The organism is Streptomyces sp. NPDC057249 (assembly GCF_042669245.1).
Taxonomy (GTDB): Bacteria; Actinomycetota; Actinomycetes; order Streptomycetales; family Streptomycetaceae; genus Streptomyces.
The window spans coordinates 272,725-298,309 of sequence record NZ_JBHUXS010000004.1 but is presented as its reverse complement, the minus strand read 5'-3'; the positions used below and the strand labels follow the sequence as shown (position 1 = coordinate 298,309).

Genomic DNA, 25,585 nt, shown 5'->3' with positions numbered 1-25,585 from the left:
AGCGGTTCCTCGGTGGCGAGTGGGGGCGACAGTGGCCAGCAACGGATTCGATTTCTCACCCGGAGCGCAGATTCCGCTCCAGGGGTCGGCAGGCGCGGCGGTGGCGACCAACGCCCTCGCCTCCGCCGCGTACCGCGACAGCCCGGTGGAGGACATCCTCAAAGCCAACAGCGAGTGGCACAAGTCCGAGGTGAAGGCCGGCCGTTCCGGGCTCCTCAAGTCCGACTACTTCAAGCCCAACCTCGGCGAGGCGTTCGCCCGCGCCGTACAGGAGCGCATGCTCGGCGGCGCCCGGAAGGACCTCATCCAGTCCTTCGGCACCGACCCGCAGACCGTGGTCGAGCACTGCCTCTCCGCGAACAGCCTGCGCAAGGCACGCGACACCCGGCTCACCGCCGTCACCGTGCTGTTCGGCTTCCTGTTCCTGCCCGGCATGCTCCTGTGGGTCATCGTCTTCCGCCTCCGCGACGGCTTCACCAAGACCAAGGACAGGTTCCTCACCACCCTCGGCAACGGCCTGCTCCCCCTCGTCGGCATCGGCATCGTCTACCTGATGATCCAGCTCCCCCTGGCCGGACTCCTCGGCCTCTACCTGCGCGCGATGTTCGTCGCCCCGGTCATCGGCTGGTACATCGCCAAACGGATCGCCGAAAGGTCCGCCCGGGACATGCGCGCCCGCTGGGAGGGGCTGCTCTCCGGCGGCGGGGTCACCGCCAAGATCCCCGAGACGGTCCCGAAGAACCCCAGCGAGACCGCCCGCGAGGCCCTGCGCCAGGGCCTGGAGAAGCTCTCCGCCGAACAGCAGTCCAACTCCGTCTTCTACGCGGGCCCCAAGGGCATCCTCGGCATGGGCACCCGCTGGGGCAGCTGGCAGCTCGCGGAGGACCTCGTCCCCAAGGAGCCCGGCAAGGAGATCCACCAGTTCCGCAGCTGGGACGTCATCCGCGTGATCCACGACCAGCTCAAGCTGCTGGAACGGGGCCCGCTGAACACCGGCGGCTTCCCCACCCCCTCCGTCAGCCACTGGATCGTCACCCCCATCGGGGAGAACGCGGACAGCGTCACCCGGCCCCAGGGCGAGGACGTCGCCACCTACCAGATCAAGCCCCACGAGATACAGCGGATCTGCAACCACCAGCAGTTCGGCGGCGGCAACCGCCACTACCTCGGCGTCCAGTTCACCCTCTGGGACGGCCAGCTGGTCATCACCATGATGATCACCGTCACCGTCCTCTACGAGACCCTGCGCATCGAGGTCACCGGGCACGCCCTCGGTCCCGTCCACTCCCTCTTCACCAGCAAGCCCGCCGCGAAGACCCGGACCGTCAACAAGACCGTCCGGTTCTGGGAGACCCGCGACATCACCCTCGCCCTGGTCGACGCCCACGAGGTCACCCGCCTCGCCCTGCGCGCCCCCTTCACCTGGTATCCGCCGCTCCTGGACTACCTCGGCGGCAAGATCGCCCTCCCCGAGCCCTTCGGCCTGCGCCACGCCTGGGCCGAGAAGCCCTGGCGCCACCGCTTCATGGCCGACGACGCCATGCGCGCCGCGACGCCCGTCCTGCGCGTCGTCCACAACGCCGCCATCAAGGTCCTGGAGGAGCACGGCGTGGACACCGAGCGCTTCGCGGGCCGCTCGTCGGTCCTGAGCGGCCTGGTCCAGGCCCCCACCCCCGGCAAGGCCGACCTCTACGACGCATAACCGCCCGGGTACGCGAACGGGGCGCCCCGGAAGGAAATCCGGAGCGCCCCGTACAGCGAGCAGCAGCGGGGTCAGGCGGCCGGCCAGGCGTCCGCCAGCATCTTCCGCGTGTCCGCCAGCAGCTGCGGCAGCACCCGGGTGTGCCCCACCACCGGCATGAAGTTGGCGTCACCACCCCACCGGGGCACCAGATGCTGGTGCAGATGCGCGGCGATGCCCGCCCCCGCCACCGCACCCTGGTTCATCCCGATGTTGAAGCCGTGCGCACCCGAGGCCGCCCGCAGCGCGGTCATCGCCCGCTTCGTGAAATCGGCCAGCTCCGCCGTCTCCGGACCGTCCAGCTCCGTGTAGTCCGCGACGTGCCGGTACGGCACCACCATCAGGTGCCCCCCGTTGTACGGGTACAGATTCAGCACGGCGTACACCTTCGCACCGCGCGCGACGACGAGCCCGTCCTCGTCCGACATCTCCGGAATCCCGCAGAACGGACAGCCGTCCCCCGCCTCCGGGCCGGTCGGCTTGTTCTCGCCCTGGATGTACGCCATCCGGTGGGGCGTCCACAGGCGCTGGAACGCGTCGGGCGTCCCCACTCCGATCTGCTGTTCCGGCTCACTCGTCATGCCGGCCAGCATATTGCTTCACCTGTGCGGAGCGTGTCGCCGGGGCTGATCCCGTTCACGCACCGCGATGCTGGGCCGATGAGCGTGCGCACCCCGGCCCCGCCCCCTCCCTCCCTCACCCGCTGGGAGCGCCGCACCGAGATCCCGCTCCTCGCCGCCGCCCTGGTCTTCCTCGCCGGATACGCGTTCCGCGTCCTCGCCCCGTACGACGCCGAGCCCTGGCACGACCTCTCGCTCGCCCTCGTCGGCGCGGCCTGGCTGCTCTTCGTCCTCGACTACGCGGTACGCCTGAGGCTCAGCGGGCTCGGCCTCCGCTTCGTCCGCGTCCGCTGGCTCGACACCCTCGTCCTGGCGCTGCCGCTGCTGCGCCCGCTGCGGATGGTGCAGGTCTACACGGCCGTCCAGGAGAAGCGCGACCGCCCGCGCCTCGGCCTGTACGCGCGGGTGATCTCGTACGCCGGAATGACCGCCGTCCTCCTGGGCTTCTCGGCGGCCCTCAGCGTGTACCACTGGGAGCACCGGGCCCCGGGCGCCTCGATCCGCACGTTCGGGGACGCGGTCTGGTGGGCGTGCGCGACGCTGACGACGGTGGGGTACGGGGATGCCGTGCCGGTGACGGCGATGGGCCGGGTCATCGCGGCGGGCCTGATGGCGTGCGGCCTGGCGCTGCTGGGGGCGGTGACGGGCGCGTTCTCGTCGTGGCTGATCCAGGTGTTCCGGCGGGAGGACGAGAAGGAGCCCCCGGCGGGCGGATAGCTCGCCGGGGGCCCAGCCCCGCTTGCGCGGGGAACAATCACACCTGCACGCGACGCTCCACCACGTCAACGAGCTTGGCGATCGCTTCGTCACGGGCGATGCCGTTCTCCTGCGACCCGTCGCGGTACCGGAACGACACCGTGCCCGCGTTCATGTCGTCGTCGCCGACGATGATCATGAACGGGACCTTGGCGCGCTGGTGGTTGCGGATCTTCTTCTGCATCCGGTCCGACGACGCGTCCACGTCGACGCGCAGCCCCTTCTTCCGCGCCTCCGCGGCGAACTCCTGGAGGTACGGGATGTGGGTGTCGCCGATCGGGATGCCGACCGCCTGGACCGGGGCCAGCCACACCGGGAACGCACCCGCGTAGTGCTCCAGGAGCACCGCGAAGAAGCGCTCGATGGAGCCGAACAGGGCGCGGTGGATCATGACCGGGCGCTGCTTGGAGCCGTCCGGACCGGTGTACTCCAGGTCGAACCGCTCCGGCAGGTTGAAGTCGAGCTGCACGGTCGACATCTGCCAGGTCCGGCCGATGGCGTCCTTGCACTGCACGGAGATCTTCGGGCCGTAGAACGCGGCCCCGCCCGGGTCCGGGACCAGGGGCAGGCCCTGCTTCTCGGCGACCTGCCGCAGCGTCTCGGTGGCCTCCTCCCAGATCTCGTCGCTGCCGACGAACTTCTCCGGGTCCTTGGTGGACAGCTCCAGGTAGAAGTCGGTGAGCCCGTAGTCGCGGAGCAGGTTCAGCACGAAGGTGAGCGTCCGGTCCAGCTCCTCCGCCATCTGCTCCTTGGTGCAGTAGATGTGCGCGTCGTCCTGCGTGAAGCCGCGCGAGCGGGTCAGGCCGTGCACGACGCCCGACTTCTCGTACCGGTACACGGTGCCGAACTCGAAGAGGCGCAGGGGCAGTTCACGGTACGAACGGCCGCGCGCGTCGAAGATCAGGTTGTGCATCGGGCAGTTCATCGGCTTGAGGTAGTAGTCCACCCCGTCGTCGAGCTGCATGGGGGGATACATGCCGTCGGCGTACCAGTCCAGGTGGCCGGACTTCTCGAAGAGCTTGCCCTTGGTGGCGTGCGGCGAGTAGACGAACTCGTAGCCCTCCTCCTCGTGCCGGCGGCGCGAGTAGTCCTCCATGGCCCGGCGGATGACGCCGCCCTTGGGATGGAAGACCGCGAGACCGGGGCCGATCTCGTCCGGGAAGGAGAAGAGGTCCAGCTCGTTGCCGAGCTTGCGGTGGTCCCGCTTGGCGGCCTCCTCCAGGAACTCCAGGTGCGCCTTCAGCTCGTCCTTGGTCGGCCAGGCGGTGCCGTAGATGCGCTGGAGCATCGGGTTCTTCTCACTGCCCCGCCAGTACGCGGCAGCGTTCCGCATCAGCTTGAAGGCCGGGATGAACCGGGTGGTCGGCAGGTGCGGTCCACGGCAGAGGTCGCGCCAGCACAGCTCGCCGGTCTTCGGGTCGAGGTTGTCGTACATGGTCAGCTCGCCGCCGCCCACCTCGACGTCCGCGCCGTCGTCCGAGGAGGCGGAGCCCTTGATGCCGATGAGCTCCAGCTTGTACGGCTCGTCGGCCAGCTCCTCGCGGGCGGCCTCGTCCGTCACGACCCGGCGGGAGAACTTCTGGCCCCGCTTCTGGATCTCCTGCATCCGCTTCTCGATGGCCTTGAGGTCCTCGGGCGTGAACGGCTTCTCGACGTCGAAGTCGTAGTAGAAGCCGTCCTTGACCGGCGGGCCGATGCCGAGCTTGGCCTCGGGGTGCAGCTCCTGCACGGCCTGGGCCATGACGTGCGCGGTGGAGTGGCGCAGGATGTTGAGGCCGTCCTCGGAGGAGATCTCCACGGGCTCGACGGTCTCGCCGTCCTTGAGCGCGTACGCGAGGTCCTTCAGCTCACCGCCCACGCGGGCCGCGACGATGGTGCGCTCGCCGGGGAAGAGCTCGGCAGCCGTAGTGCCCGTCGTCACCACGCGCTCTTCCCGCTCGGAATCGCGTTGGATGGTCACACGGACGTCTGACACCGGTCTCTCCTGACTCAGGGGGATGCGCCCGCACTCGTATTGCGTACGCCATGGGAATCGTACCGAGCCGAGGGCCCCCATTGCGAAAGGCCCTACTCCCCCGTGCACGCCTCCTCGAAGAAGTCCACGTTCTCCTGGAGCGACTTCATCAGCCGGTCCCGCTCCTCGTCGTCCACCTGGACCGGGACGACCTGCGAGGCCCCGGTCAGCCGCCGGAAGCCGCCTCGGCTCTCCAGCCGTCCCTCCACCCGGACCGGCAGCCCCACCAGGTGGGCCTGGCCCGCGATCCGGTACGCCTCCTCGTCCAGCTCGATCCGGACGTGCGGCACCTCGGCCCCGGCCAGCACCCGCAGCCGCACGATCCCCGGTCCGCGCGGCCCGGACCGCCGCAGCCGGACGACGGCCCCGGTGATCCGTACGGTGACGGCGGGCTCGTCGCGGAGGTAGCGGGCGCCGGCCCGGCGCAGCGCGGGCAGGTCGCCCGGGGAGAACGCGACGGGCTCGGGGCGGGCGGGACAGCCGGCGGGGGTTCCGGCGGCGGGTGCCCAGTCCAGGGCGATGGCGGCGCCCTCCGAGCCCCGGACGAGGGCGACGACCGCCTCGGTCAGCTCCCGGCTGACGCCCGCCGCGACGGCGTTGTCGAAGGCTTCCATGCCGCCGGTGGCCCGTTGGTAGTCCACCGCCTCGCGGGTGGCGTGCAGGGCGTGGTGGAGCCGGACGGCGACGGGACGGCCCGGGTCGACGGGGAGGAAGGCGGTCAGCGACCTGCCGCCGGGTCCGGGGCCGGTCAGTACGGGACCGAGGGCGGCGAGGGCGCGGCTGCGGCGGCGGGCGCCGTGGTGGCCGGCCGGGCCCCGGACGGCGAGCGCGCCGGCCAGCAGGATCTGGCGGGCGGCGCTGTGCAGCCGCTCCGCGCCGAGCCAGTCGGCGGCCCCGGCGGCGGATTCGGGGACGTCGCGGCGCCAGCGGATCTCGTCGCTCGGGACGGTGAGGGCGACCAGGATCTCGCGGGCGGAGGGGTCGGCGCTGCGGGCGAGCGCGGTCAGGGCCTCGCCGAGCAGGTCCTCGCTGTCGGGGAAGGTCCTGGTGCGGGGCACGAGGAGGCTGGTGGTGCCGCCGGGCGGGCTCCAGCGGCTGTACGGGCCGGTGCCGGGGCCGCGCCGCCGCCAGCCGTGCCGGGCGAGCAGGGCGCCGAGAACGGCGGGATCGACGCATGCCGGGTCGGGCACGTCCCAGGAGGGCGGGACGGCCTCGCCGCGGACGCGTACGGGCTCGTGCATCAGGGTCTCCCTCCCGCCCCGACGCGGGTCATGATCTCGCAGAGCGCCCGGTCGTCGAAGACGCGCGAGGTCAGGAGCCGCACGGTGGTCCGGTGGCGGCCGGTCACGGGGTGGCCGGCCAGGTTCGTCCAGTAACAGCAGTGCCGCAGGTCGAGGCTGTCGGGGCCGGCCCGCAGCCAGTCGTCCCGGCTGCGGGGCACGAGCATCACGACCAGGATCTTGTGCACCGACACGGGCGTCCGGGCGAGCTTCACCAGGTGGGCGTTGTCCAGGGTGAAGGCGAAGGACGGGCCGGGCGGCCGGGCCGGTATCTGGTAGGTGCACTTCAGCTGGACCTTGATGGTCACCTCGTCGTCCACGAGGTGGCCGGGGGAACCGTGGCTGACGTGCCAGTCGATGCCGTTGTCGGGGAAGGGCTGCGACAGCGAGCAGCCCGCCGCCGCGGCGACGGCGTGGAGGTAGCCCACCTGGAGGGTCTCCATGCAGGCGGTGGTGGCGAGTCCGCCGCGCAGCGGTGCGGTCCGCTGGGGCAGCAGCCCGCTCGGTTCGGGCTGCGCGAGCGCCATGGCTCCGTAAGCCTTCCGGGCCGTACCGATGGGGATGAGAGATGCCGGGCGGTCAACTTCCGCCGCCGGTACTTGTGTTGTCACCGCACGGGACCGGGTGCAAACGGCGTATCAGGCAAAGGGCGCGGGTATCACCGGACCGGGCGGAGGAATCCCGCCATCTGCCGTGCGTGGGCGAGGAGTTCGGGGATGACTCATTGGTACGAAGGGCCGCTGGCCGCTTTCGACACGGAGACGACGGGTGTGGACGTCGAGGAGGACCGGATCGTCTCGGCCGCCCTGGTGGTCCAGGACCGGGCGGACGGCCCGGTGCGCGTCACCCGCTGGCTGGTGAACCCGGGAGTTCCGGTGCCTCCGGGGGCGACGGAGATCCACGGGCTGACCGACGACCACCTCCGGCGCAACGGCCGCTGGCCGGCGCCGGCGGTGGAGGAGATGGCGCGGGCGCTGGCCGAGCAGTGCGCGGTGGGGCGGCCGCTCGTCGTGATGAACGCGCCGTTCGACCTGACGCTGCTGGACCGGGAGTTGAAGCGGCACCGAGCGTCGTCGCTGGGCGCGTACCTGGAGCGTGCGCCGCTGTGTGTGCTCGATCCCCGGGTGCTGGACAAGCACTTGGACCGCTACCGCAAGGGCCGGCGCACGCTCACGGACCTGTGCGAGCTGTACGGGGTGCTGCTGGACGGGGCGCACGACGCGGCGGCGGACGCGGCGGCTTCGCTGGAGCTGGTCCGGGCGGTGGGGCGCCGCTTCTCGGCGCGGCTCGAACGGCTGAGCCCGGCGGAGCTGCACACGCTCCAGGCGGTGTGGCACGCCGCGCAGGCGCGGGGGCTCCAGGCGTGGTTCGCGCGGAGCGGGACGCCGGAGACGGTGGACCCGGCCTGGCCGCTGCGGCCGGAGCTGCGCACCGCCGCGTGACGCGCGTGCGGGCCGGAGAAAGCGGAAGCCGGTCCGTCGGTGGTGCTGACGGACCGGCCTCTCCGGGGTGGGCGATACTGGGTTCGAACCAGTGACCTCTTCGGTGTGAACGAAGCGCTCTCCCACTGAGCTAATCGCCCGGGAACGGGTTGAACCATACAGGGCGGGGCGGCCGTGGTTCAAACCGCTTCCAGCCGGGCCGCGAGCCCGCGCCGCCCGGCGCGCATCATCAGGGCGTGGTTGGCGCGGAACACCGGCCGGCAGGGCACCGCGAGGACCCGCATCAGCCTCCGGCGGACCTCGACCTCCTGCTCGTAGACGACGCGGGTGCCGGAGCCGTGCGGGGCGACCGTCCAGCGGACCCAGCCTTCGAGATCGCCGCCGAGCGCGGCTTCGAGGACGCCGTGCGCCGGGTCGTGGCGCTGTTCGCGCACGGTCATGACGAGGTCGTACGGCAGGACGGAGCGGACGCGGGTGGTGCCGGCGCCGCTGCCGGAGCGGGTGGCCTCACGGACCTGCGGCCACCACCGCGGATAGTGCTCGACGCGTTCGAGCTCGGCGTACACGGCGGCGGGCGGCGCCTGAAGCTCCCACACGCTGACGAATCGGTAGTGGTTCCAGTTCACTTCCCCAGGATGCGCGTACTCAGGCGGGTATCTGAGTACGCGGACGCATGTTCGGCCGCGTGGCGCGCAGCACACTCGCGTCCATGGAACATGTGCCGCCGCCCGCCGAGGAATTGGCGCTCCTCGATCGTGAACTGGCCCGGCTGGACGCCCACCGGGCGCAGCTGCTGACCCGCCGCGCCTGGTTGGTGCGGGCTCTGGAAGCCCCCGGTCCCGCTCCCTGGGGGCCGCCGCAGGGCCCGGTCGCGCCCTGGGGCCCGGGCCCCGGCGGGTTCGGCCCGGCGCGTCCGGCCTCGAAGCGCAGCGTGCAGAACGTGCTGCTGGTCCTCGGCGGGCTGCTGCTCGCGGTCGCCGCCCTGGCGTTCACCCTGGTCAGCTGGGGCGACATGGGCATCGGCGGGCGCAGCGCGGTGCTCGCCGCGGTGACGGCCGGGGCGCTGGCCGCTCCGTGGACGCTGCTGCGCCGAGGGCTTGCCGCGACGGCGGAGGCGCTGGCGGCGGTGGCGTCGGTGCTGATGGTGCTCGACGCGTACGCGGTGTACGCGGTGGCGCTGCCGGACGCGGACGGTGCGGCGTACGCGGGGACGGCGGCGGCGGTGCTCGCGCTGCTGTGGGCGGCCTACGGGCTGCCGCTGGGCGGTCTGCGGCTGCCGCTTCCGCTGGCGGTCGTCCCGGCCCAGCTGCCGCTGGTGCTGTGGGTGTGGGCGGCGGACGGCGGGGCGCTGTGGTTCTCGGGGGCGCTGCTGGTGACGGCCGCGCTGGACGGCGTGGTGGCGCTGAAGGCCGGGCGGACCCCGGTACGGGTCGTGGCGTGCGTCGCGCTGTGTGCGACGGGCGGGGCGGGGCTGCTGGTGGCGCTGGTGGAGTCGCTGACGGCCGCCGGGCCCGCCGGTGCGGTAGCGCCGGGGGCGCTGCTGCTGGCCGGTGCGGCGCTCGCCCTGGCGGGGGCGCGCCGGGCTCCGGTGCCGTTCGCGACGGCCGGCGGCGTGGCGGCGGGCCTCTCGGCCGTGGCCGCGGTGGGTGGGGTGCCCACCGCGGCGGTGCCGGACGGCTGGCCGGTGCTGGTGTACCTGCTGTGCGCCGGGGCGCTGGTGACGGCCCTGCGGGCTCCGGTGGGCGTCGCGGCGGCCCGGGGGCTCGGGTGGGCGTCGGCGGCCGTGGCGGCCGGCGCGGTCCTGGTGTCGCTGGCCCCGGTGACGGTGGTCACGGCGGGCCCGGTGACGCGGCTGGGCGCGGTGTGGTCCGGCGCTCCGCGCGGCGGGGCCCGGGGTGCGGTGGGTGCGAGCGACCTGCCGTGGGACGGGATGGTGACCGCTCCGGTGGTGCTGGTGCTGGTGGCCGTGGCGCTCGGGGCCGCGTACCGCTGGTGGGACGGCCTGCTCGGGTGGGCCGGCCGGATGCCGGCGCCCGGTCCCGCGTGGCGGGGTGCGGCGGGGGCGGCCGCGGTGGCGCTGGGCTGGGCGGGGCTGATGGTGCTGCCGGCCGCGCTGGACCTGTCCTTCGCGGCGGCCCGGGCGGGGCAGCTGGTCCTGGCCGTGGCGGCGTTCGGCCTGGCGGTGGCCGGGCTGCGGGCCGGGGCGCGGGGTGCGGCGGTGACGGCCGGTGCGGTCGGGGTGGCCGGTGCGGTGGGCGCGGGGCTGCTGGCGCTGGCGACGGAGGTGGCCACGTACACGGTGTTCGGTCTGCTCGTGGCGGTGTTCGTGGTCCTCGCGGTGGCCCTGGACCGGCAGGAGGGTGCCTCGCCGGTGGTGGTGCCGTCGGCGGCCTGTGCGGCCGTGGTGTGCGCGGTGGTGCCGATGGCGGCGCTGGGGGCCTCGCTGGGGCTCGCGGTGTACGAGGCGGCTGTGCCGGTGCTCGCGGTGCCGGCGGTGACGGCGCTGCTGGGGGCCCGGCTCAAGGGGCACCCGGTGGCGGTGCCGGTCGAGGTGGCCGGTGCGGCGACGGGTGTGGTGGCGGTCGCCATGGCGGTGGGGGACGCGCGGTTCCTGGCGCTGGTGCTGGCGCTGTGCGGGGTGCTCGCGGCGGGGACGGCGCTGCGCCCCGAGCGGCGTCCGTTCGCGGGGTACCTGGCGACGGTGCTGTTCGTCCTGGCGGCGTGGGTGCGCCTCGCGGTGTCGGGGGTGTCGGCGCCGGAGGCGTACACCCTGCCGGTGACCGTGCCGGCGCTGGTGGTCGGGGTGCTGCGGCGGCGCCGCGACCCGTCGGCCTCGTCGTGGGCGGCGTACGGGTCGGGGCTGGCGGTGACGCTGGTGCCGTCGCTGGGCGCGGCCTGGACGGACCCCGGCTGGGCGCGTCCGCTGCTGCTGGGGGCGGCGGCCCTGGGGGTCACGCTGGCGGGGGCGCGGCTGCGGCTCCAGGCGCTGCTGGTGCTGGGCGGTGCGGTGCTGGCGCTGGACGCGCTGCACGAGCTGGCGCCGTACGTGGTGCAGGTGGCGGGGGCGCTGCCGCGGTGGGTGGCACCGGCGCTGGCCGGGGTGCTGCTGCTGGCGGTGGGGGCGACGTACGAGAAGCGGCTGCGGGACGCCCGGCGGCTGAAGGAGGCGCTGGGGCGGATGCGGTGAGGCGGGGGAGGGAACGCCGACGGCCCGGAAGCTCTTGGAGCTTCCGGGCCGTCGGTCCGGGTGGGCGATACTGGGTTCGAACCAGTGACCTCTTCGGTGTGAACGAAGCGCTCTCCCACTGAGCTAATCGCCCGGGCGCACCGCAAACATTACCCCATGTCAGCGGCGCCCCGTGACCACCTCGGGGAGCGCCCCGGGGTCACTCGTCGATCTTCCAGGGCATGACGATCCCGAACTTCCACACGTAGACCCCGACGAGCGCCGCGATGATCACGAGTCCGGTCACCGTGAGGATGATGTTGCGCCGGCGGACCTTGGGGTCGAGCGCCCGCTGGGCGGCCTCGGTGACCTTGCGCCGGGTCCAGCGCAGCACCAGCTGGGCCCAGACGAACTCGGTCGCCCAGATCGCCATGCCGCCGAAGATCACCAGCCAGCCGGGGCCCGGCAGCGGCAGCATGATGATGCCGGCCACCACGACGGCCAGGCCGACGACGAAGACGCCGACCTGCCAGCTCAGGTGCAGTGCTCTGGAGGCCTTGATGAAGCCGGGCGCTCTGGAGCCGAGCGCCGGGTCCTCCTTGGTCACTCCCGGTATGACGTCCCCCGTCGCATCGCGAGGCGCTTCCCCCGCGGCGGGAGCCGGTGCCTTCGCCGCGGCGGCACCGTCCCGCTCGTCACTCTCCGCGTTCATGAACCCAACCTACCGGACTGCTCCGCGTCACTGGAATGGCCGCATGACGCAAAGTTACACACCGCTGTACGAGCTACCCGAAGCATCCCAAAACGGTCAGAGGGGTTTACAACGCCACCGTAGGTGGCATGTCGATTTCGCCGACGTGCGAATCCCCGAGCGCACACTGAGCGAAAGGCCCTGGCGCTTATGAACACCACGGTCAGCTGCGAGCTGCACCTGCGCCTCGTTGTGTCGAGCGAGTCCTCACTGCCTGTACCCGCGGGCCTGCGGTATGACACGGCCGATCCCTATGCCGTGCACGCCACCTTCCACACCGGAGCGGAGGAGACGGTCGAGTGGGTTTTCGCCCGCGACCTCCTTGCCGAAGGGCTGCACCGGCCCACCGGCACCGGAGACGTACGCGTCTGGCCATCCCGTAGTCACGGCCAGGGCGTCGTCTGCATCGCGCTGAGCTCCCCAGAGGGCGAAGCACTGCTCGAGGCCCCGGCACGGGCCCTGGAGTCGTTCCTGAAGCGGACCGACGCCGCGGTTCCACCGGGCACCGAACACCGTCACTTCGACCTCGATACGGAGCTCTCACACATCCTGGCCGAGAGCTGAGCCAGGGCGAGAGCCGCACGACGCCGTCCGACTCGGGGAGACGGCGTCGCGCGGACAACCTCATACGGCTGACACCGGCGCCGGTGACCGCGGACCCACCGCGGTGACCGGTGCCGGTCCGCGCCCGGTGCGAGCCAGTAGAGTCGTCCGGCATCGGCGGGCGCCCGCCCGCCGGAGGCCAGGGAGCGAAAGCGTGCTGATCCCCCACGACACCCGGATCGCCCTCGACCTGGTGGTCGATCTGGTGAACACCGCGCCGGAGAGCGAGCCGGAAGGGGGCGCCGCGCCGGCCGACGGACTCGCCGACGTCACGGCACTCCACGCGTTCGCCGTACGCCACCGGGTGAGCGGGATCGGCGTGCTCGACCAGCGGGACCTGCGGGCCGTGCACGACGTGCGCGCCCGGTTCGCCGAGGTCTTCGCCGCCGAGGACGCGCGCACCGCCGCCGGACTGGTGAACGCCCTGGTGGCCGCGGCCGGCACCACGCCGCAGCTCACCGCCCACGACGGCTACGACTGGCATGTGCACTACTTCTCGCCGGACGCCTCGCTCGCCGACCACCTGGCGGCCGACTGCGGCATGGCACTCGCCTTCATCATCGTGGCGGGCGAGACGGAGCGGCTGCGGCGGTGCGAGGCGCCGGACTGCCGGAACGCCTTCGTGGACCTCTCGCGCAACCGCTCCCGCCGCTACTGCTCCAGCCGCACCTGCGGTAACCGCCTGCACGTGGCCGCGTACCGGGCACGCCGCCGGGAAGCGGCCGGCTGACCGCTCACAGCAGGAAGAGATCGTGCAACGCGGCCATCAGCAGCAGGCTGCCGATGACCGTGAGGAAGATCATCAGAGGGGGCTGGGAAAGCGCGAAGAGGCAGCCGCGCGGCTCTTCGCCAGGGGGTGCGGGGGCGTCGCCCCGAGAGGTGTCCACCATTTCGGGACGATCATGACGCAGTCCCGGGAGTGCTCGTTACCAACATGCCCCTCTCCGGCGGGAGTTCACCCGTCACGGGGGCATCCGTAATCGCTCCGGCGTCCGATGTTCCGTCACGCTTTCGGGCCTCGGCCCCCGCACCCGCCGGCTCAGCGCAGCTCGCGCAGCATCCGCAGTTGCGCCTGGCGGTGCACGCCGGTGCCGCCCTCGTGGCCGTTCCAGGGGTAGATCTCGATCTCCTTGGGTCCGGCCCAGCGGTTGTAGGCGGCGAAGACCGTGGAGGGCGGGCAGATCGCGTCCATCAGGGCGACCGAGTAGAGCGCGGGCACGGTGGCGCGGGCGGCGAAGCTGAGGCCGTCGAAGTACGACAGGGTGCGGAACACCTGGGCGTCCGCGCCGTGCCGGGTGGCGAGGAACCGGACGATCTCCTGGTACGGGTCCTCGTCGGTGATCTCGACGGCCCGCCGGAAGTGCGTCAGGAACGGCACGTCCACGAACGCGGCCTTCACATCGGGGCTGAGCGCCGCCACGGCCTGCGTGATGCCGCCGCCCTGGCTGGCGCCGTTCACGACGATGCGGGCCGGGTCGACGGCCGGGTGGCTGCGGGCGACCTCGACGGCCCGCACCGCGTCGGTGTAGACGCGGCGGTAGTAGTACGTCTCCGGGTCGAGGATGCCGTTGGTCATGAAGCCGGGCGCCTGCGGGTTGGCGGCGCCGTACGGGTCCGGAGTGGCGCCCGCCGAGTGGTGGTTGACCGCGCCCTGGCCGCGGGTGTCCACGATCAGCGCGGCCCAGCCGGCCGAGGGCCACACCAGGTGGTCGTGGGGCAGCCCGCGCCCGCCGCTGTAGCCGAGGTAGTGCACGACGGTCGGCAGGGGGCCCTCGGCGCCCGCCGGAACGTTCAGCCAGGCGCGTATCCGGTGCCCGCCCCAGCCGGCGAACGACACGTCGTACGAGTCGACCGCGGTCAGCGCGCCGTCGTAGGGCGCGAACTCGGCGTCCAGCGGATGGGCCGCTGCCTCGTCCAGGGTGAGCTGCCAGAAGGCGTCGAAGTCCTCCGGCTCGTCGGGGTCGGGCCGGTAGCTCCGCAGCTGGTCCAGGGGCAGGTCGAACAGGGCCATCGCTTCTCCGTCTCGGGCACGCGGAAGGGGGCGGCGTCCGCCGCACGGTCCACGCGTCCCGCCCCCGGTGTCATGGGGCACGAACGCATACGTTCGCAGCCCAGCGGGACGCTATGCGGCCCCGCCCGGCAGGGTCAAGGAATCCCGGACGATCCCAGGAGAAACGATTCACCTGGTGAGACGGTGCGGGCCCCGCCGCGTGGTGCGGCGGGGCCCGCGGAGCCGGACGGCTCCCGGAGTCAGATGCCGTGCTTCTTCAGAATGGCCTCGATGTCGCTGAAGTCCTCACCGGCTCCGGCCGAGGCGGGCCGCTTCCCCTGCTTGCCGCGCGCACGCGTGGCCTCCGGCGAGGAGCCCGCGCCGAGCGACGGGGCCGAAGCGGCCGGTTCCACGGCCTCGCCGCGGGCGGCCCGGGCGGCCGCCCGGCGTTCCTTGCGGCTGCCGCCGCCCCGGCGTTCGACGGCACGCGTGATCATGAAGAGCAGCCAGGCCACCCCCAGCAGGCCGAAGCCCAGCCAGACGCTCGGCTTGAAGGCGATGTCCGACACCCACTTCACGACCCCCGTCAGCACCAGGCCGACCGGCACCAGCGAGTAGGCGGCGATCCTCGTCGCGGTGAGGAACCGCTTGCGGTACGCGGTGACGGCCGCGATGCCCAGGCCCGCCGCGGACACCGCGGAGCAGATGGTCTCGGCAAGCATCGGTGCCTCCTGGCGCAGGGGGATACGTCCCTTCCATCCTGCACCGGGCACCGGGCGGACGGCCATGCCCCGGGCCCGTATCAGGGACATCTCAGGGGCCGGGCTCCTTCCCAGGTGCCGTACCGGCGGTGCCGGGACGAGAACGGGCCGCCCGCCCTGCGAGACTGGCCCCATGAGCGATTCCACCCCCGCAACGCCGGTCGTCCTCGACGTCTGGTGCGAGCTCCAGTGCCCCGACTGCCACCACGCCCTCACCGATGTGCGCGCCCTGCGGGCCCGGTACGGGGACCGGCTGGAGATCCGGCTGCGGCACTTCCCCCTGGAGAAGCACAAGCACGCCTACGCCGCCGCGCAGGCCGCCGAGGAGGCCGTGGTCCAGGGCAGCGGCTGGCCGTACGTCGAGGCGGTGCTCGCACGGACCGCCGGTCTCGCGGACCGGGGCGAGAAGCTGCTGGTCGAGGTGGCCGGGGAGCTGGGTCTGGACGCGGAGGAGTTCGACACGGCGCTCATCGACGGCCGGCACATGCTGATCGTGGACGCGGACCAGGCCGAGGGCAAGGCGATCGGGGTGACCGGCACGCCGACGTACGTGATCGGCGGCGAACGCCTGGACGGCGGCAAGAGCCAGGACGGGCTGCGCGAGCGGATCGAGGCGATCGCCGACCGGCTCCTGGCCGGGCAGGGCTGAGGAAGCGGGGCGGCCCTACAGCGCTTTGGCCAGGTTGTGCCGGGTCGGCTCGTAACCGAGCGATTCGTACAGCCGCAGGGCCGGGGTGTTGGCCGTGACGACGTGCAGGCCGATCCGCGTCTCGCCCGCCGCCAGGGCGATCCGCTCCGCCTGGAGCATCAGCGCCCGCCCGTAACCGCGCCCCCGGTACCGTTCCGCCACCTCGACGTCGAACACGTACCCGACGTGCATGCCGGGGTGCATCTCGAACGGCGCCTCCCAGACGTGGCCGACCGTCTCGCCCCCGTCGCGCAGGTGGTCCAGCCGCGCCCCCGCGGTGGCGAGGCCGTCCGGCAGGTGGCGGGCGTGGGAGGCGCGGGCCGCGGCCGGCGCCGCCTCGCGCGGCACGCCCCGGCTCACCAGGCTCTCCGTGTACGCGGCGATGGCGTCGCGTTCCCAGGCGGCGAACTCCTCGGGCGTCATCGGGTGTGCGGTGAGCCCGTCGGGCAGGGCCGGGGGCTCACCGGGCAGCGTCTTGACCATGTTGCGGCTGCGCTCGGTGTAGCCGAGGGCGGCGGCCAGCCGCTGGCCCGCGGTGTCCCCGGCGGCCACCTCCGTGCACACCTGGGCGCAGCCCCAGCCGCGCAGGATCTCCTCGGAGGCCAGTGCGGCGATGGTGCCCCGGCCGCGCCTGCGGACGGCCTCGTCGATCCGCAGGTCGCGGATCAGGCCCGTCGCCCCGCCCGCGCCCGGCTCGACGGCGAGCGCCACGGAGCCGACGGGGCGCCCGTTGTCGCACACGTCGTACGCGCGCCGCTGTGCGCCGTCGGCGCCTGACTGGATCGGCCCGGCCGGCCGCAGTGTCGTCGTCATCAGGTGGTTTCTATCCCCTGCGCGGCGGCCCGTCATCCGCATTTACGCGGACGGGCCGGTGCCCGGTCACGGGTCGAGGTCGTCGGCCGCGCGCTCCTCGAAGATCCGCATCGCCTTGGCGGTCACCGGTCCCGGCGTGCCCGGCAGCTCCCGGCCGTCGATCCGGTGGACGGCCTGCACGTCACGGAGGGTGGAGGTCAGGAAGACCTCATCGGCCCGGTCCAGGACGTCGAACGGGAGGTCGGTCTCCTGCGCCCCGGTCCACTCCACCGCGAGCGCCCGGGTGATGCCGGCCAGGCAGCCGGAGGCGACGGGCGGGGTGTGGAGCTGCCCGTCCAGGACGACGAAGACGTTGGACCCGGTGCCCTCGCAGAGCCGGCCGGCGGTGTTGGCGAACAGCGCCTCGGAGGCGCCCTGCTCGTGGGCGCGGGCGAGGGCGACGACGTTCTCCGCGTACGACGTGGTCTTCAGGCCGGTGAGCGCGGAGCGCTCGTTGCGGGTCCAGTCCACGGTGACGACGGCCGTGGTGTCGGGGCGGCGCGTCACCTCGCCGAGGGCGACGACGAGGCCGGGGCCCGCGTCGCCCCGGTCGGAGCCGAGGGGCGAGATGCCACCGGTGTACGTGATGCGCAGGCGGCCCAGCCCGACCGGGTTGGCCTCCACGACGGCGGCGCAGGCGCGGCGCACCTCGTCCAGGTCGGGGGCGGGCAGGCCGAGCCCCCGGGCGGAGCGGGTCAGGCGGTCGAGGGTCTCTCGTTTGGGTCAGGCCGGATCAGGGAGCGGGCTCTGGTGCCGTGCATCGCAAGGCGGAGGATTGAATCAACGCGGAGCGTTGGTGATTGACGACAACGCCGCGAGGTGCGGTGCCAGAGCCCGCGAGCCCGGCCTGGCCCGAACGAGAGACCCTGAGGTGGCGGGTGACGGCGAAGGGACGGCCCTGGGAGACCCGGAGCGTCTCGAAGACGCCGTCGCCGACGGTGAGCCCGTGGTCGAGCACGGACACCCGGGCGTCGTCGGCGGGGCGCAGCTCGCCGTTGACCCAGATCCTCATGGTGCGGTCCTTCCGGTCGCTTCGTATGCGCCCGACGCTACCGCGAGCAGCCTGGACGCCTTCAGTTCGGTCTCGTCCCACTCGCGTTCCGGATCGGAGCCCCAGGTGATGCCGGCACCGGTGCCGAAGCGGAGGAGGGGCGCGGGCCCCGTGCGGTCGGTCCAGAAGGTTCTGATGCCGACGGCGAGCGAGGCGGTCCTCCGGTCGGCGTCCACCCAGCCGACGCCGCCGCAGTACGGGCCGCGCGGGGCGGTCTCCAGTGCGCCGATGATCCGCAGCGCGCTGGACTTGGGGGCGCCGGTGACCGAGCCGGGCGGGAAGGCGGCGGTGAGGATCTCCGGCCAGCCGGCTCCGTCGGCGAGGCGGCCGCGCACGGTGGAGACGAGGTGGACGAGTCCGGGGTGCTTCTCGACGGCGCAGAGGTCGGGGACGGCGACCGATCCGGTGGCGCAGACCCGGCCCAGGTCGTTGCGGACCAGGTCCACGATCATCACGTTCTCGGCGTGGTCCTTCTCCAGCAGGTCGGCCTCGGTGCGGCCGGTGCCCTTGATGGGCCCGGACTCGACGGTGCGGCCGTCCCTGCGCAGGAACAGCTCGGGGGACGCGGTCGCGATCTCGACGCCGTGCGCGGGGAGGCGAATCGTTCCTGCGTACGGGGCCGGGTTGCCGCGCGCCAGCAGCGCGGTGAGGGCGTCCACGTCGGCGGCGCCGGGGCCGGGCAGGGGCGCGGTCAGCACGCGGCAGAGGTTGGCTTGGTAGACCTCGCCGGCCGCGATGTGCGCGCGGATGCGCCGTACGCCTTCCGTGTAGGCCTCGCGGTCGAGCGAGGAGGTCCAGTCGCCGACGGCGGGGCCGCGCCAGGCGCCGGGGACCGGGGCGGGCACGGGCGCGGGGCGCACGGTGTCGAAGCGGGCGCAGGTCAGGGAACCTTCGAAGCCCGCGCAGACGGCCCAGAAGCCGGACGAGTCGAGGGCGGCGGGATCACTGGTCACATCCCGCAGACCGGAGGCGACGAGGCCGCCGAAGCGGGCCATGGGAGCGAGGTCGTGCACGTCCGCGAGTGTAGGACGGCGCACGGTGACCCGCGCCGGGGCGAGCGCACCTCAGCACGCTGCACAAACGCGTTTTTGTACTGGCCCCGGAATCCGCTAGAGTTCAACACGTCGCCGGGACGCGCAAGCGGACCGGGAAAGACAAGCGGACGTAGCTCAGTTGGTAGAGCGCAACCTTGCCAAGGTTGAGGTCGCCAGTTCGAACCTGGTCGTCCGCTCGCAGAAGGCGGGGGATTCTTCCCGGACTCCCGCCCCTGGTGGAGTGGCCGAGAGGCGAGGCAACGGCCTGCAAAGCCGTCTACACGGGTTCAAATCCCGTCTCCACCTCCAAGGACGATTAGCTCAGCGGGAGAGCGCTTCCCTGACACGGAAGAGGTCACTGGTTCAATCCCAGTATCGTCCACTGGTCCGCAAGGATCACCCGCGCGATTAGCTCAGCGGGAGAGCGCTTCCCTGACACGGAAGAGGTCACTGGTTCAATCCCAGTATCGCGCACGCAGTACACGCAGGTTCACCTGCGCGATTAGCTCAGCGGGAGAGCGCTTCCCTGACACGGAAGAGGTCACTGGTTCAATCCCAGTATCGCGCACTGTCACGAAGCCCCGGTCGTCTCGGCGACCGGGGCTTCGTCGTGCTCGCGCGGGCGGGCGGGCCGCCGGCACGGGTGCCGGGGCCCGCCGGGCGCGGTCAGGAGGAGAAGAGCATGCGGCCGAAGCTCTTCTGCCGGTAGTGACCGTGGTGGCCGCCGTGGTGCGGAGCGCCCCAGGCGGGTGCGGGGGCGGAAGGGTACGCCTGCGGCGGCGCGGCCGGCGGCGGAGCCTGCTGCGCCCACTGCGACTCGATGCGGGTCAGCGTCTCCAGCTCGCCGTAGTCCAGGAATATCCCCCGGCAGCCGCTGCACTGCTCGATCTGGATGCCGTTGCGGTTGTACGTGTGCATCTGTGCGTGGCACTTGGGACACTGCATGTTCGGGCTCACTCCTCGCCGTCGGTTCGCCGTCGCCGGAATGCATGCCCGCCGACGGTCGGTTCACCCTACGACGTGTGTTCGGCCGCCAACTCGGGCGGGAGCGACGCGATTCGGGCACATGCGTCGATCACGACCTGTTCCACCTCATCCGGAGTCCGGCCCTCCGCGGCCGACTTGGCCCAGGCGAGCGCGGCGGTCTGCACGGTCAGCGCCCGGGCCGGCACGTCCAGGGCGGGCCAGGGGTCGCCGTCGGCGGGTACGGCGGGTCCCCCGCCCGCCCGGTAGGCGTCCAGGAAGCGGAACCAGACGTCCGGCGGGAGCAGCCCGGCCGCGTACCAGGCGGCAGGGCGCGCCAAGTCCCAGGCCGGATCGCCGAGGCCCGCGTCGTCCACGTCGATGAGCAGCCAGCGGCCGTGCGGGCCTGGGTGGCGTACGAGCTGGCCGAGGTGGAGGTCTCCGTGGCAGAGGTGCCTTTCCCGGCCCGCCGGGGAGCCCGCCGCGCCCCGGGCCCAGCCCGGCAGCCCGCGCCACGCGGTGAGCACCGGCTCCACGGCCGGATCGGCGGGACGGGCGGCGCGCATCCGGTCGACGGCGAGCGCCGCCTTGACCGGGCCGCGCATGGCGGGAAGCCCGGCGGCGGGGGCCTCGGTGCGGTGCAGCCGGGCCAGGAGCGCCCCGGCCGCCTCCCAAGGAGCCGCGTCGGGATCGCCGGGGTCGACCGGGTCGCCGTGCGGCCAGAGGGTGACGGGGCGGCCGTGCAGCTCGGTGAGGTGGCGGCCGGGCGCCACGGGCAGCGGCGCCAGCAGGACGTCTTCCCGGCCCGGCCCGGCCGCCAGGCGCAGCCGCGCGGACAGAGCGGCCGTATCCGTGTCGGCGGCGTGGGCCTTGGCGACGACGGGGCCGCTGCGGACGACGATCCCGTCATCGCGTTCGGCGAGCACGGCGGGAGGCGGGCAGGGGCGGGGGCCGCAGCCTGCCGGGTGGGCCGCACGGTGGGCGAGGTCTCCCAGCGCGCGTACGAGTGCGGTGGTCACGGTCTCCCCGGTGGCACGGAACGGGCTGTGGCGGTCACGCCCCGGCAGAGGGTACGCGCAGGGAAGCCGCCGGGGGGCCGTGGCGGCCGGCGGCTCCGGGGCCGGGCGCGTCCCGGCAGGGCGTACGCGGACGGGTGGCGGCCGGAGGCGTTCCGCCCCGGACAGCGCGATGTCCGGTCAGCTCCCCAGCTGACCGGACAAACGCTGCCGTCCGCCGCACCCCCGTCCCCACGGGGCTGTTGGCCGGATGTCCCGGTCCGGACCGCTCTTCCGGACCCGGGGCGCCGCTCAGCGCCCCAGCATCACGCCCACGGACGACGCCTGTGTGACCACTGCGTCCCAGCCGCCGAAGACGACGACGAGCAGGGCCGCCAGGGGAAGGACCATGGCGGTCGCCACCAGCGGGTGGCGGCGGCCGGGCGCGGCGTACGAGCCGCGTGTCCGCGTGCGGACCACCGTCCGTGCTGCCGTGTCAGCCATGGTTCCTCTCCTGACCTGATGTGGGGCGGCGGGCGTTTGACCTCGGGGGACGAGTGCGACGCCCGCCGCTTGGACTCAACATTAGGGATTCGGGGGGCGGGCGGCGTCATGCCCGCGTACCGAATCCCGGGCCTCCCGGAGGATGAGCCGTGCCCGGTCGGCGTACTCCCCTGGGTGGAGACCGGGCTACGCGGGGTTGGGGTCTTCCCGGAGGGGGCGCTCGGAGGCGTCCTCCCTGGGTACCGGCTGTTCGACCAGGGCGAGGACCCTGGTCGCCATGAAGCGGGCCGTGCGCACCACGGACCCGTTCCTGGTGACTTCACTCACTTCGACCACGCCCCGGCGGACCGCGGTCTCCACCCGGCGGCCGGCCCGGGAGGCCACCACCTCGTAGGTCCGGGTGCTGTCCCCGGCGTCCACCACTATCTCGACTCGATCGCCCTTCACTGATCCAATCCCCCTTCTGCGACGGACCTTTGAGATCTCGCACGGGCCGGGGCGCCTGGATCCGCGGCTCCCTGACCACTCCTCAAGTCTCCCACCCGGCACTGACAATCGAATGCCCCGCGAGGGCGCGGCCTCTGAGCGCCCCGGGCGGCGGGTACGTAAGCTGTGCCTCGTCAGGCGTACCAGGCAGCGGGGATGGGCAGACATGGCGATGATGCGGCTCCGGCGCGAGGACCCGCGTGTCGTCGGCTCGTTCAGGCTGCACCGGCGGCTCGGGGCCGGCGGGATGGGTGTCGTCTACCTGGGTTCGGACCGGCGGGGCCAGCGCGTGGCGCTCAAGGTGATCCGGCCGGACCTGGCGGAGGATCAGGAGTTCCGCTCGCGGTTCGCGCGCGAGGTGTCCGCCGCCCGGCGCATCCGGGGCGGCTGCACGGCCCGGCTGGTCGCCGCCGACCTGGAGGCGGACCGCCCCTGGTTCGCCACGCAGTACGTCCCGGGGCCCTCGCTGCACGACAAGGTGGCCGAGGAGGGCCCGCTGTCGGCCGCCGAGGTCGCCTCGATCGGGGCGGCGCTCTCCGAAGGGCTGGTCGCGGTGCACGAGGCCGGGGTGGTCCACCGGGACCTGAAGCCGTCGAACATCCTCCTCTCCCCCAAGGGCCCCCGGATCATCGACTTCGGGATCGCCTGGGCCACGGGCGCCTCCACGCTGACGCACGTCGGTACGGCAGTGGGCTCGCCGGGCTTCCTCGCGCCCGAGCAGGTGCGCGGGGCGGCGGTGACCCCGGCGACGGACGTGTTCTCGCTCGGGGCGACGCTGGCGTACGCGGCGATGGCGGACTCCCCCTTCGGGCACGGCAGTTCCGAGGTGATGCTCTACCGCGTGGTGCACGAGGAGCCCCAGCTCTTCGATGTGCACGACGCGCTGGCGCCGCTGGTGAGCGCCTGCCTGGCGAAGGACCCCGAGGAGCGGCCGAGCACGCTCCAGCTGTCGATGCGGCTCAAGGAGATCGCGGCGCGCGAGGCGCAGGGGCTGCACGAGAGCCGGCCGCCCGTCCAGCGCTCGGCCCAGGAGGCGGACCGGCCGACGGGCCGGCTGGACGGCCCGTACACCGAGCAGCAGACCCGCAGGGCGGCCGGTCCGGCCCCGGGGTCGCGCCCGCAGAACCGGCCGTCGGCGGCGCGTTCCGCCCCCGCCCGCACCGGAGGCGGCAGGCCGGTGCAGCAGCAGCCGCGCGGGACGGCGCGGCCGGTCAGGCGGCCGCAGGGCACCAACGGGACGAACGGCAGGCCGGGCACCCGGCCCGGGACGCGGACGACCTCCACGGGGCGGCGCCCGGCCAACCCGAAGCTGCTGCGGCAGCGGCTCGTCGTCTTCGTGGTGGTGACGCTGCTGGTGGCGCTGGGCATCGCGGCGGCGCAGGGCTGCCAGGGTCCGGCCCGGGGGCTCGGTGTGGACCTCGGGCACGGCCGGAGCCAGACCCAGATCGAGCGGTAGTCAGCTCTCCGGGCGGCCCGTGGCCACCGCGTAGAAGGCGACCGCGGCCGCCGCGCCGACGTTCAGCGAGTCCACACCGTGGGCCATCGGGATGCGCACCCACCGGTCGGCGGCGGCGAGCGCGCGGGCGGACAGGCCGTCGCCCTCGGCACCGAGCATGAGGGCGACCCGGTCCATCCGGTGCGGCGCCGCCTCCTCGATGCTGACGGCCTTCTCGGCGGGCGTCAGCGCGAGCACCGTGAACCCCGCCTCGCGTACCGTCCCGAGACCCTGCGGCCAGGTGCCGAGGCGGGCGTACGGCACGGAGAACACCGCGCCCATCGAGACCTTGACGGAGCGCCGGTACAGCGGGTCGGCGCAGTCCGGGGAGAGCAGGACGGCGTCCATCCCGAGGGCGGCGGCGCTGCGGAAGATCGCGCCGATGTTCGTGTGGTCGTTGACGGCCTCCATGACGGCCACGCGGCGGGCGGTGCGGAGGAGTTCGCCGGCGTCCGGGAGGGGCTTGCGCTGCATGGAGGCGAGGGCGCCCCGGTGCACGTGGTAGCCGGTGACGCGCTCGGCGAGGTCCGGGGCGACCGTGTAGACGGGGGCGGGGCTCTCCTCGATGACGTCCCGCATCTGGTCGACCCACTTCGCCGACAGCAGCATGGAGCGCATGCGGTATCCGGCCTGCCGGGCGCGGCGGATCACCTTCTCGCCCTCGGCGATGAAGAGGCCCTCCGCGGGCTCCTTCCGGCGCCGGAGTTCCACGTCGGTGAGGCTGACGTAATCGCTGAGGCGGGGGTCGTCGGGGGCGTCGATGGTGATGAGTTCAGCCACGGTTCTGCTGCTGCCTTGTCCGGTGGGGGGTGCCGACTGTCTGGGTCCAGGGGCTCGCCGCGCCTGGTTACCCGTCGCTCGGTGCGAGGTCCGCGCCGACCTCCACGACGGCGCCGATGACGACGACGGCGGGCGGGCGGACGTCCTCGGCGGCCACCCGCTCGGCCACCGTCGCGAGGGTGGCGTCGACGCGGCGCTGGGCGGCCGTCGTGCCCTCCTGGACGAGGGCGACGGGGGTCTCGGGCGACCGGCCGTGCTCCACGAGGGTACGGGCGATGGCGCCGATCTTGTCGACGGCCATCAGGAGCACCAGGGTGCCGCGCAGCCGGGCGAGGGCCGCCCAGTCGACCAGGGAGCGTTCGTCGTCGGGGGCGACGTGCCCGCTGACCACGGTGAACTCGTGGGCGACGCCCCGGTGGGTGACGGGGATGCCGGCGGCGCCGGGGACCGAGATGGAGCTGGAGATGCCGGGCACGACGGTGCACGGGATGCCCTCGGCGGCGAGCGCCTGCGCTTCCTCCATGCCCCGGCCGAAGACGAACGGGTCGCCGCCCTTGAGCCGGACGACCGCCTTGCCGGCCTTGGCGTGCTCGATCAGCGCGTTGTTGATGGCCTCCTGGGCCATGTAGCGGCCGTACGGAATCTTCGCGGCGTCGATCACCTCGACGTGCGGCGGCAGTTCGTCCAGCAGGTCGCGGGGGCCGAGGCGGTCGGCGATGACGACGTCCGCCTCGGCGAGCAGGCGGCGGCCCCGGACGGTGATGAGGTCCGGGTCGCCGGGGCCGCCGCCGACCAGGGCGACGCCGGCGGTGCGGGTGCGGTGGTGCGGGGCGGCGATGCTGCCGTCGCGCAGGCCCTCCACGATCGCGTCGCGGACGGCGGCCGAGTGGCGCGGGTCGCGGCCGTGGGCGCCCGCGGTGAGCACGGCGACGGTGACGCCCTCGCTGCGGCCGGTGGCGGGGGTCCAGGCGGTGGCCGCTTCGGCGTCGTCGCTGCGGACGCACCAGGTGCGGGTGCGCTCCGCCTCGGCGGACGCGGCCTCGTTGGCCGCGTCGTCGTCGGTCGCGATGAGCGCGTACCAGGTGTCGGTGAGGTCGCCGTCGGTGTACCTGCGGCGCTCCCAGCGGATCTCGCCGGCGTCCGCCATCGCCTCGACGGAGGCGGTGGCGGAGGGCGACACGAGGACGATGTCGGCGCCGGCCGCGATGAGGGCGGGGAGGCGGCGCTGAGCGACTTGGCCGCCGCCGACGACGACTACGCGGCGCCCGTTGAGGCGCAGTCCGACGGGGTAGGCGGGGCGATCGGCGTGCTCGGCCATGGTGGTGCGGGCTCCTCGGGCGGTGCGGGGTGCGCGGGCCGCTGCGGCGGTGGAGCGGCGTGGGTGTGGTGGGTGAGGATCACGATACGGGGTGGGCGGGGGCGCCTGCGGCTGGCCTTGGCCCCCGCCCATGACCGCGCGGCCGGATCGAGCCCCTCCGGCGATGGAGGAGCGGGGGTGGGGGGGGCGGGCCCCCCCCCCCCGGCCCCCCGCCCCCCCCCCCCCCCCCCCCCCCGCGCACCGCGCCCCCCACGGCCACCCCCCCCCCGCGCGCGGCCCCCACCGCCCCCCCCCC

Annotated in this window: 25 protein-coding genes, 7 tRNA genes and 2 pseudogenes; 13 read left to right on the top strand and 21 right to left on the bottom strand. The window is 73.5% G+C overall.

Translation table 11 applies throughout. The features are described from left to right. The first annotated feature begins 31 nt into the window (after positions 1–31). Complete coding sequence (locus ACFUJY_RS10075) at positions 32–1,702, top strand: hypothetical protein (protein ID WP_383297155.1); 1,671 nt, start codon at positions 32–34, stop codon at positions 1,700–1,702. 71 nt (positions 1,703–1,773) lie between these two features. Here ACFUJY_RS10075 and ACFUJY_RS10070 read toward each other — a convergent pair whose 3' ends face one another. Continuing rightward, on the bottom strand, positions 1,774–2,334 hold the full coding sequence (locus ACFUJY_RS10070) for an HIT domain-containing protein (protein ID WP_164402450.1): 561 nt from the start codon (positions 2,332–2,334) through the stop codon (positions 1,774–1,776). A 66-nt stretch (positions 2,335–2,400) separates the two neighbouring features. On the opposite strand from ACFUJY_RS10070, the gene ACFUJY_RS10065 reads away from it, so the two are divergent. Beyond that, entirely contained in the window at positions 2,401–3,078 is a 678-nt protein-coding gene (locus ACFUJY_RS10065) for a potassium channel family protein (RefSeq protein WP_383297152.1), read from the top strand. 37 nt (positions 3,079–3,115) lie between these two features. Here ACFUJY_RS10065 and thrS read toward each other — a convergent pair whose 3' ends face one another. The 3 genes from thrS to ACFUJY_RS10050 form a co-directional block, all read right to left on the bottom strand. After that, entirely contained in the window at positions 3,116–5,092 is a 1,977-nt protein-coding gene (gene thrS, locus ACFUJY_RS10060) for a threonine--tRNA ligase (protein ID WP_383297149.1), read from the bottom strand. Positions 5,093–5,184: 92 nt separating this feature from the next. After that, positions 5,185–6,372, bottom strand: coding sequence for a hypothetical protein (locus ACFUJY_RS10055; RefSeq protein ID WP_383297146.1), 1,188 nt, complete (start codon positions 6,370–6,372; stop codon positions 5,185–5,187). Then, the gene (locus ACFUJY_RS10050) at positions 6,372–6,938 is read right to left on the bottom strand and encodes a DUF4365 domain-containing protein (protein WP_383297143.1); all 567 of its coding nucleotides are present in this window, start codon (positions 6,936–6,938) and stop codon (positions 6,372–6,374) included. The genes ACFUJY_RS10055 and ACFUJY_RS10050 overlap by 1 nt, the downstream gene beginning before the upstream one ends. 189 nt (positions 6,939–7,127) lie before the next feature. Here ACFUJY_RS10050 and ACFUJY_RS10045 point away from each other — a divergent pair, with 189 nt between their 5' ends. Then, positions 7,128–7,853 (top strand): 3'-5' exonuclease, encoded by a 726-nt coding sequence (locus ACFUJY_RS10045; RefSeq protein WP_383297140.1) that lies wholly within the window; start codon positions 7,128–7,130, stop codon positions 7,851–7,853. Positions 7,854–7,921: 68 nt separating this feature from the next. Here the strand turns inward: ACFUJY_RS10045 and ACFUJY_RS10040 are convergent. After that, a tRNA-Val gene (locus tag ACFUJY_RS10040) sits at positions 7,922–7,993 on the bottom strand. Positions 7,994–8,032: 39 nt separating this feature from the next. Next, entirely contained in the window at positions 8,033–8,479 is a 447-nt protein-coding gene (locus ACFUJY_RS10035) for an SRPBCC family protein (RefSeq protein WP_383297137.1), read from the bottom strand. 83 nt (positions 8,480–8,562) lie between these two features. On the opposite strand from ACFUJY_RS10035, the gene ACFUJY_RS10030 reads away from it, so the two are divergent. Further along, entirely contained in the window at positions 8,563–11,040 is a 2,478-nt protein-coding gene (locus ACFUJY_RS10030; protein WP_383297134.1) for an SCO7613 C-terminal domain-containing membrane protein, read from the top strand. A gap of 61 nt (positions 11,041–11,101) precedes the next feature. Here the strand turns inward: ACFUJY_RS10030 and ACFUJY_RS10025 are convergent. Both ACFUJY_RS10025 and ACFUJY_RS10020 read right to left on the bottom strand, forming a co-directional pair. Further along, positions 11,102–11,173 (bottom strand) — tRNA-Val (locus ACFUJY_RS10025). A gap of 66 nt (positions 11,174–11,239) precedes the next feature. After that, positions 11,240–11,731 (bottom strand): TIGR02611 family protein, encoded by a 492-nt coding sequence (locus ACFUJY_RS10020; protein ID WP_383297131.1) that lies wholly within the window; start codon positions 11,729–11,731, stop codon positions 11,240–11,242. Positions 11,732–11,920: 189 nt separating this feature from the next. Between ACFUJY_RS10020 and ACFUJY_RS10015 the strand changes: the two genes are divergently transcribed. After that, complete coding sequence (locus ACFUJY_RS10015) at positions 11,921–12,334, top strand: SsgA family sporulation/cell division regulator (RefSeq protein WP_003959770.1); 414 nt, start codon at positions 11,921–11,923, stop codon at positions 12,332–12,334. A 193-nt stretch (positions 12,335–12,527) separates the two neighbouring features. Beyond that, a complete protein-coding gene (locus ACFUJY_RS10010; RefSeq protein ID WP_383297128.1) occupies positions 12,528–13,103 on the top strand; it encodes a CGNR zinc finger domain-containing protein in 576 nt (191 codons plus the stop codon). Between the two features lie 4 nt (positions 13,104–13,107). On the opposite strand, the gene ACFUJY_RS10005 is transcribed toward ACFUJY_RS10010, so the two are convergent. From ACFUJY_RS10005 to ACFUJY_RS09995, 3 genes are all read right to left on the bottom strand, one after another. Further along, complete coding sequence (locus ACFUJY_RS10005; protein ID WP_202542324.1) at positions 13,108–13,263, bottom strand: hypothetical protein; 156 nt, start codon at positions 13,261–13,263, stop codon at positions 13,108–13,110. A 149-nt stretch (positions 13,264–13,412) separates the two neighbouring features. Continuing rightward, entirely contained in the window at positions 13,413–14,384 is a 972-nt protein-coding gene (locus ACFUJY_RS10000; RefSeq protein WP_383297124.1) for an acetylxylan esterase, read from the bottom strand. A gap of 239 nt (positions 14,385–14,623) precedes the next feature. After that, the gene (locus ACFUJY_RS09995; protein ID WP_383297122.1) at positions 14,624–15,085 is read right to left on the bottom strand and encodes a hypothetical protein; all 462 of its coding nucleotides are present in this window, start codon (positions 15,083–15,085) and stop codon (positions 14,624–14,626) included. Between the two features lie 172 nt (positions 15,086–15,257). On the opposite strand from ACFUJY_RS09995, the gene ACFUJY_RS09990 reads away from it, so the two are divergent. Next, on the top strand, positions 15,258–15,773 hold the full coding sequence (locus ACFUJY_RS09990; RefSeq protein ID WP_383297121.1) for a DsbA family protein: 516 nt from the start codon (positions 15,258–15,260) through the stop codon (positions 15,771–15,773). A 15-nt stretch (positions 15,774–15,788) separates the two neighbouring features. Here ACFUJY_RS09990 and ACFUJY_RS09985 read toward each other — a convergent pair whose 3' ends face one another. The 4 genes and pseudogenes from ACFUJY_RS09985 to ACFUJY_RS09970 all read right to left on the bottom strand — a co-directional run bounded on the left by ACFUJY_RS09985 (position 15,789) and on the right by ACFUJY_RS09970 (position 18,710). Further along, positions 15,789–16,625: a GNAT family N-acetyltransferase gene (locus ACFUJY_RS09985; RefSeq protein ID WP_383297118.1), complete on the bottom strand. Its 837-nt coding sequence runs from the start codon at positions 16,623–16,625 to the stop codon at positions 15,789–15,791. 66 nt (positions 16,626–16,691) lie between these two features. Beyond that, positions 16,692–17,372: pseudogene (locus tag ACFUJY_RS09980) on the bottom strand (aminotransferase class IV); the annotation flags it as partial. Between the two features lie 163 nt (positions 17,373–17,535). Continuing rightward, a pseudogene (locus tag ACFUJY_RS09975) lies at positions 17,536–17,676 on the bottom strand (4-amino-4-deoxychorismate lyase); the annotation flags it as partial. Next, positions 17,673–18,710 (bottom strand): chorismate-binding protein, encoded by a 1,038-nt coding sequence (locus ACFUJY_RS09970; protein ID WP_383297469.1) that lies wholly within the window; start codon positions 18,708–18,710, stop codon positions 17,673–17,675. The pseudogene ACFUJY_RS09975 and the gene ACFUJY_RS09970, both read right to left, overlap by 4 nt. A 163-nt stretch (positions 18,711–18,873) precedes the next feature. Here ACFUJY_RS09970 and ACFUJY_RS09965 point away from each other — a divergent pair. The 5 genes from ACFUJY_RS09965 to ACFUJY_RS09945 all read left to right on the top strand — a co-directional run bounded on the left by ACFUJY_RS09965 (position 18,874) and on the right by ACFUJY_RS09945 (position 19,317). Next, positions 18,874–18,946, top strand: a tRNA-Gly gene (locus tag ACFUJY_RS09965). Between the two features lie 38 nt (positions 18,947–18,984). Further along, positions 18,985–19,058, top strand: a tRNA-Cys gene (locus ACFUJY_RS09960). A 1-nt stretch (position 19,059) separates the two neighbouring features. Further along, positions 19,060–19,131: transfer RNA gene (locus ACFUJY_RS09955), tRNA-Val, on the top strand. A 20-nt stretch (positions 19,132–19,151) separates the two neighbouring features. Next, positions 19,152–19,223, top strand: a tRNA-Val gene (locus ACFUJY_RS09950). Positions 19,224–19,245: 22 nt separating this feature from the next. Beyond that, positions 19,246–19,317 (top strand) — tRNA-Val (locus ACFUJY_RS09945). Between the two features lie 98 nt (positions 19,318–19,415). Here ACFUJY_RS09945 and ACFUJY_RS09940 read toward each other — a convergent pair. From ACFUJY_RS09940 to ACFUJY_RS09925, 4 genes are all read right to left on the bottom strand, one after another. Continuing rightward, positions 19,416–19,694, bottom strand: coding sequence for a zf-TFIIB domain-containing protein (locus ACFUJY_RS09940; RefSeq protein ID WP_365684203.1), 279 nt, complete (start codon positions 19,692–19,694; stop codon positions 19,416–19,418). Positions 19,695–19,762: 68 nt separating this feature from the next. Beyond that, positions 19,763–20,731 (bottom strand): phosphotransferase family protein, encoded by a 969-nt coding sequence (locus tag ACFUJY_RS09935; RefSeq protein WP_383297114.1) that lies wholly within the window; start codon positions 20,729–20,731, stop codon positions 19,763–19,765. Between the two features lie 288 nt (positions 20,732–21,019). Then, the gene (locus ACFUJY_RS09930; protein WP_383297111.1) at positions 21,020–21,211 is read right to left on the bottom strand and encodes a hypothetical protein; all 192 of its coding nucleotides are present in this window, start codon (positions 21,209–21,211) and stop codon (positions 21,020–21,022) included. Between the two features lie 186 nt (positions 21,212–21,397). Further along, on the bottom strand, positions 21,398–21,658 hold the full coding sequence (locus tag ACFUJY_RS09925) for a hypothetical protein (RefSeq protein ID WP_383297108.1): 261 nt from the start codon (positions 21,656–21,658) through the stop codon (positions 21,398–21,400). A 205-nt stretch (positions 21,659–21,863) separates the two neighbouring features. Between ACFUJY_RS09925 and ACFUJY_RS09920 the strand changes: the two genes are divergently transcribed. Continuing rightward, positions 21,864–23,153 carry a serine/threonine-protein kinase gene (locus tag ACFUJY_RS09920; protein WP_383297105.1) on the top strand — a complete coding sequence of 430 codons (1,290 nt, stop codon included), beginning with the start codon at positions 21,864–21,866 and terminating at the stop codon, positions 23,151–23,153. Here ACFUJY_RS09920 and ACFUJY_RS09915 read toward each other — a convergent pair whose 3' ends face one another. Together ACFUJY_RS09915 and cobA are read right to left on the bottom strand one after the other, a co-directional pair. Beyond that, complete coding sequence (locus ACFUJY_RS09915; RefSeq protein ID WP_383297102.1) at positions 23,154–23,972, bottom strand: TrmH family RNA methyltransferase; 819 nt, start codon at positions 23,970–23,972, stop codon at positions 23,154–23,156. It abuts the gene before it with no gap. 67 nt (positions 23,973–24,039) lie between these two features. Then, positions 24,040–25,290: a uroporphyrinogen-III C-methyltransferase gene (gene cobA, locus ACFUJY_RS09910; protein ID WP_383297099.1), complete on the bottom strand. Its 1,251-nt coding sequence runs from the start codon at positions 25,288–25,290 to the stop codon at positions 24,040–24,042. Between the last annotated feature and the right edge of the window lie 295 nt (positions 25,291–25,585).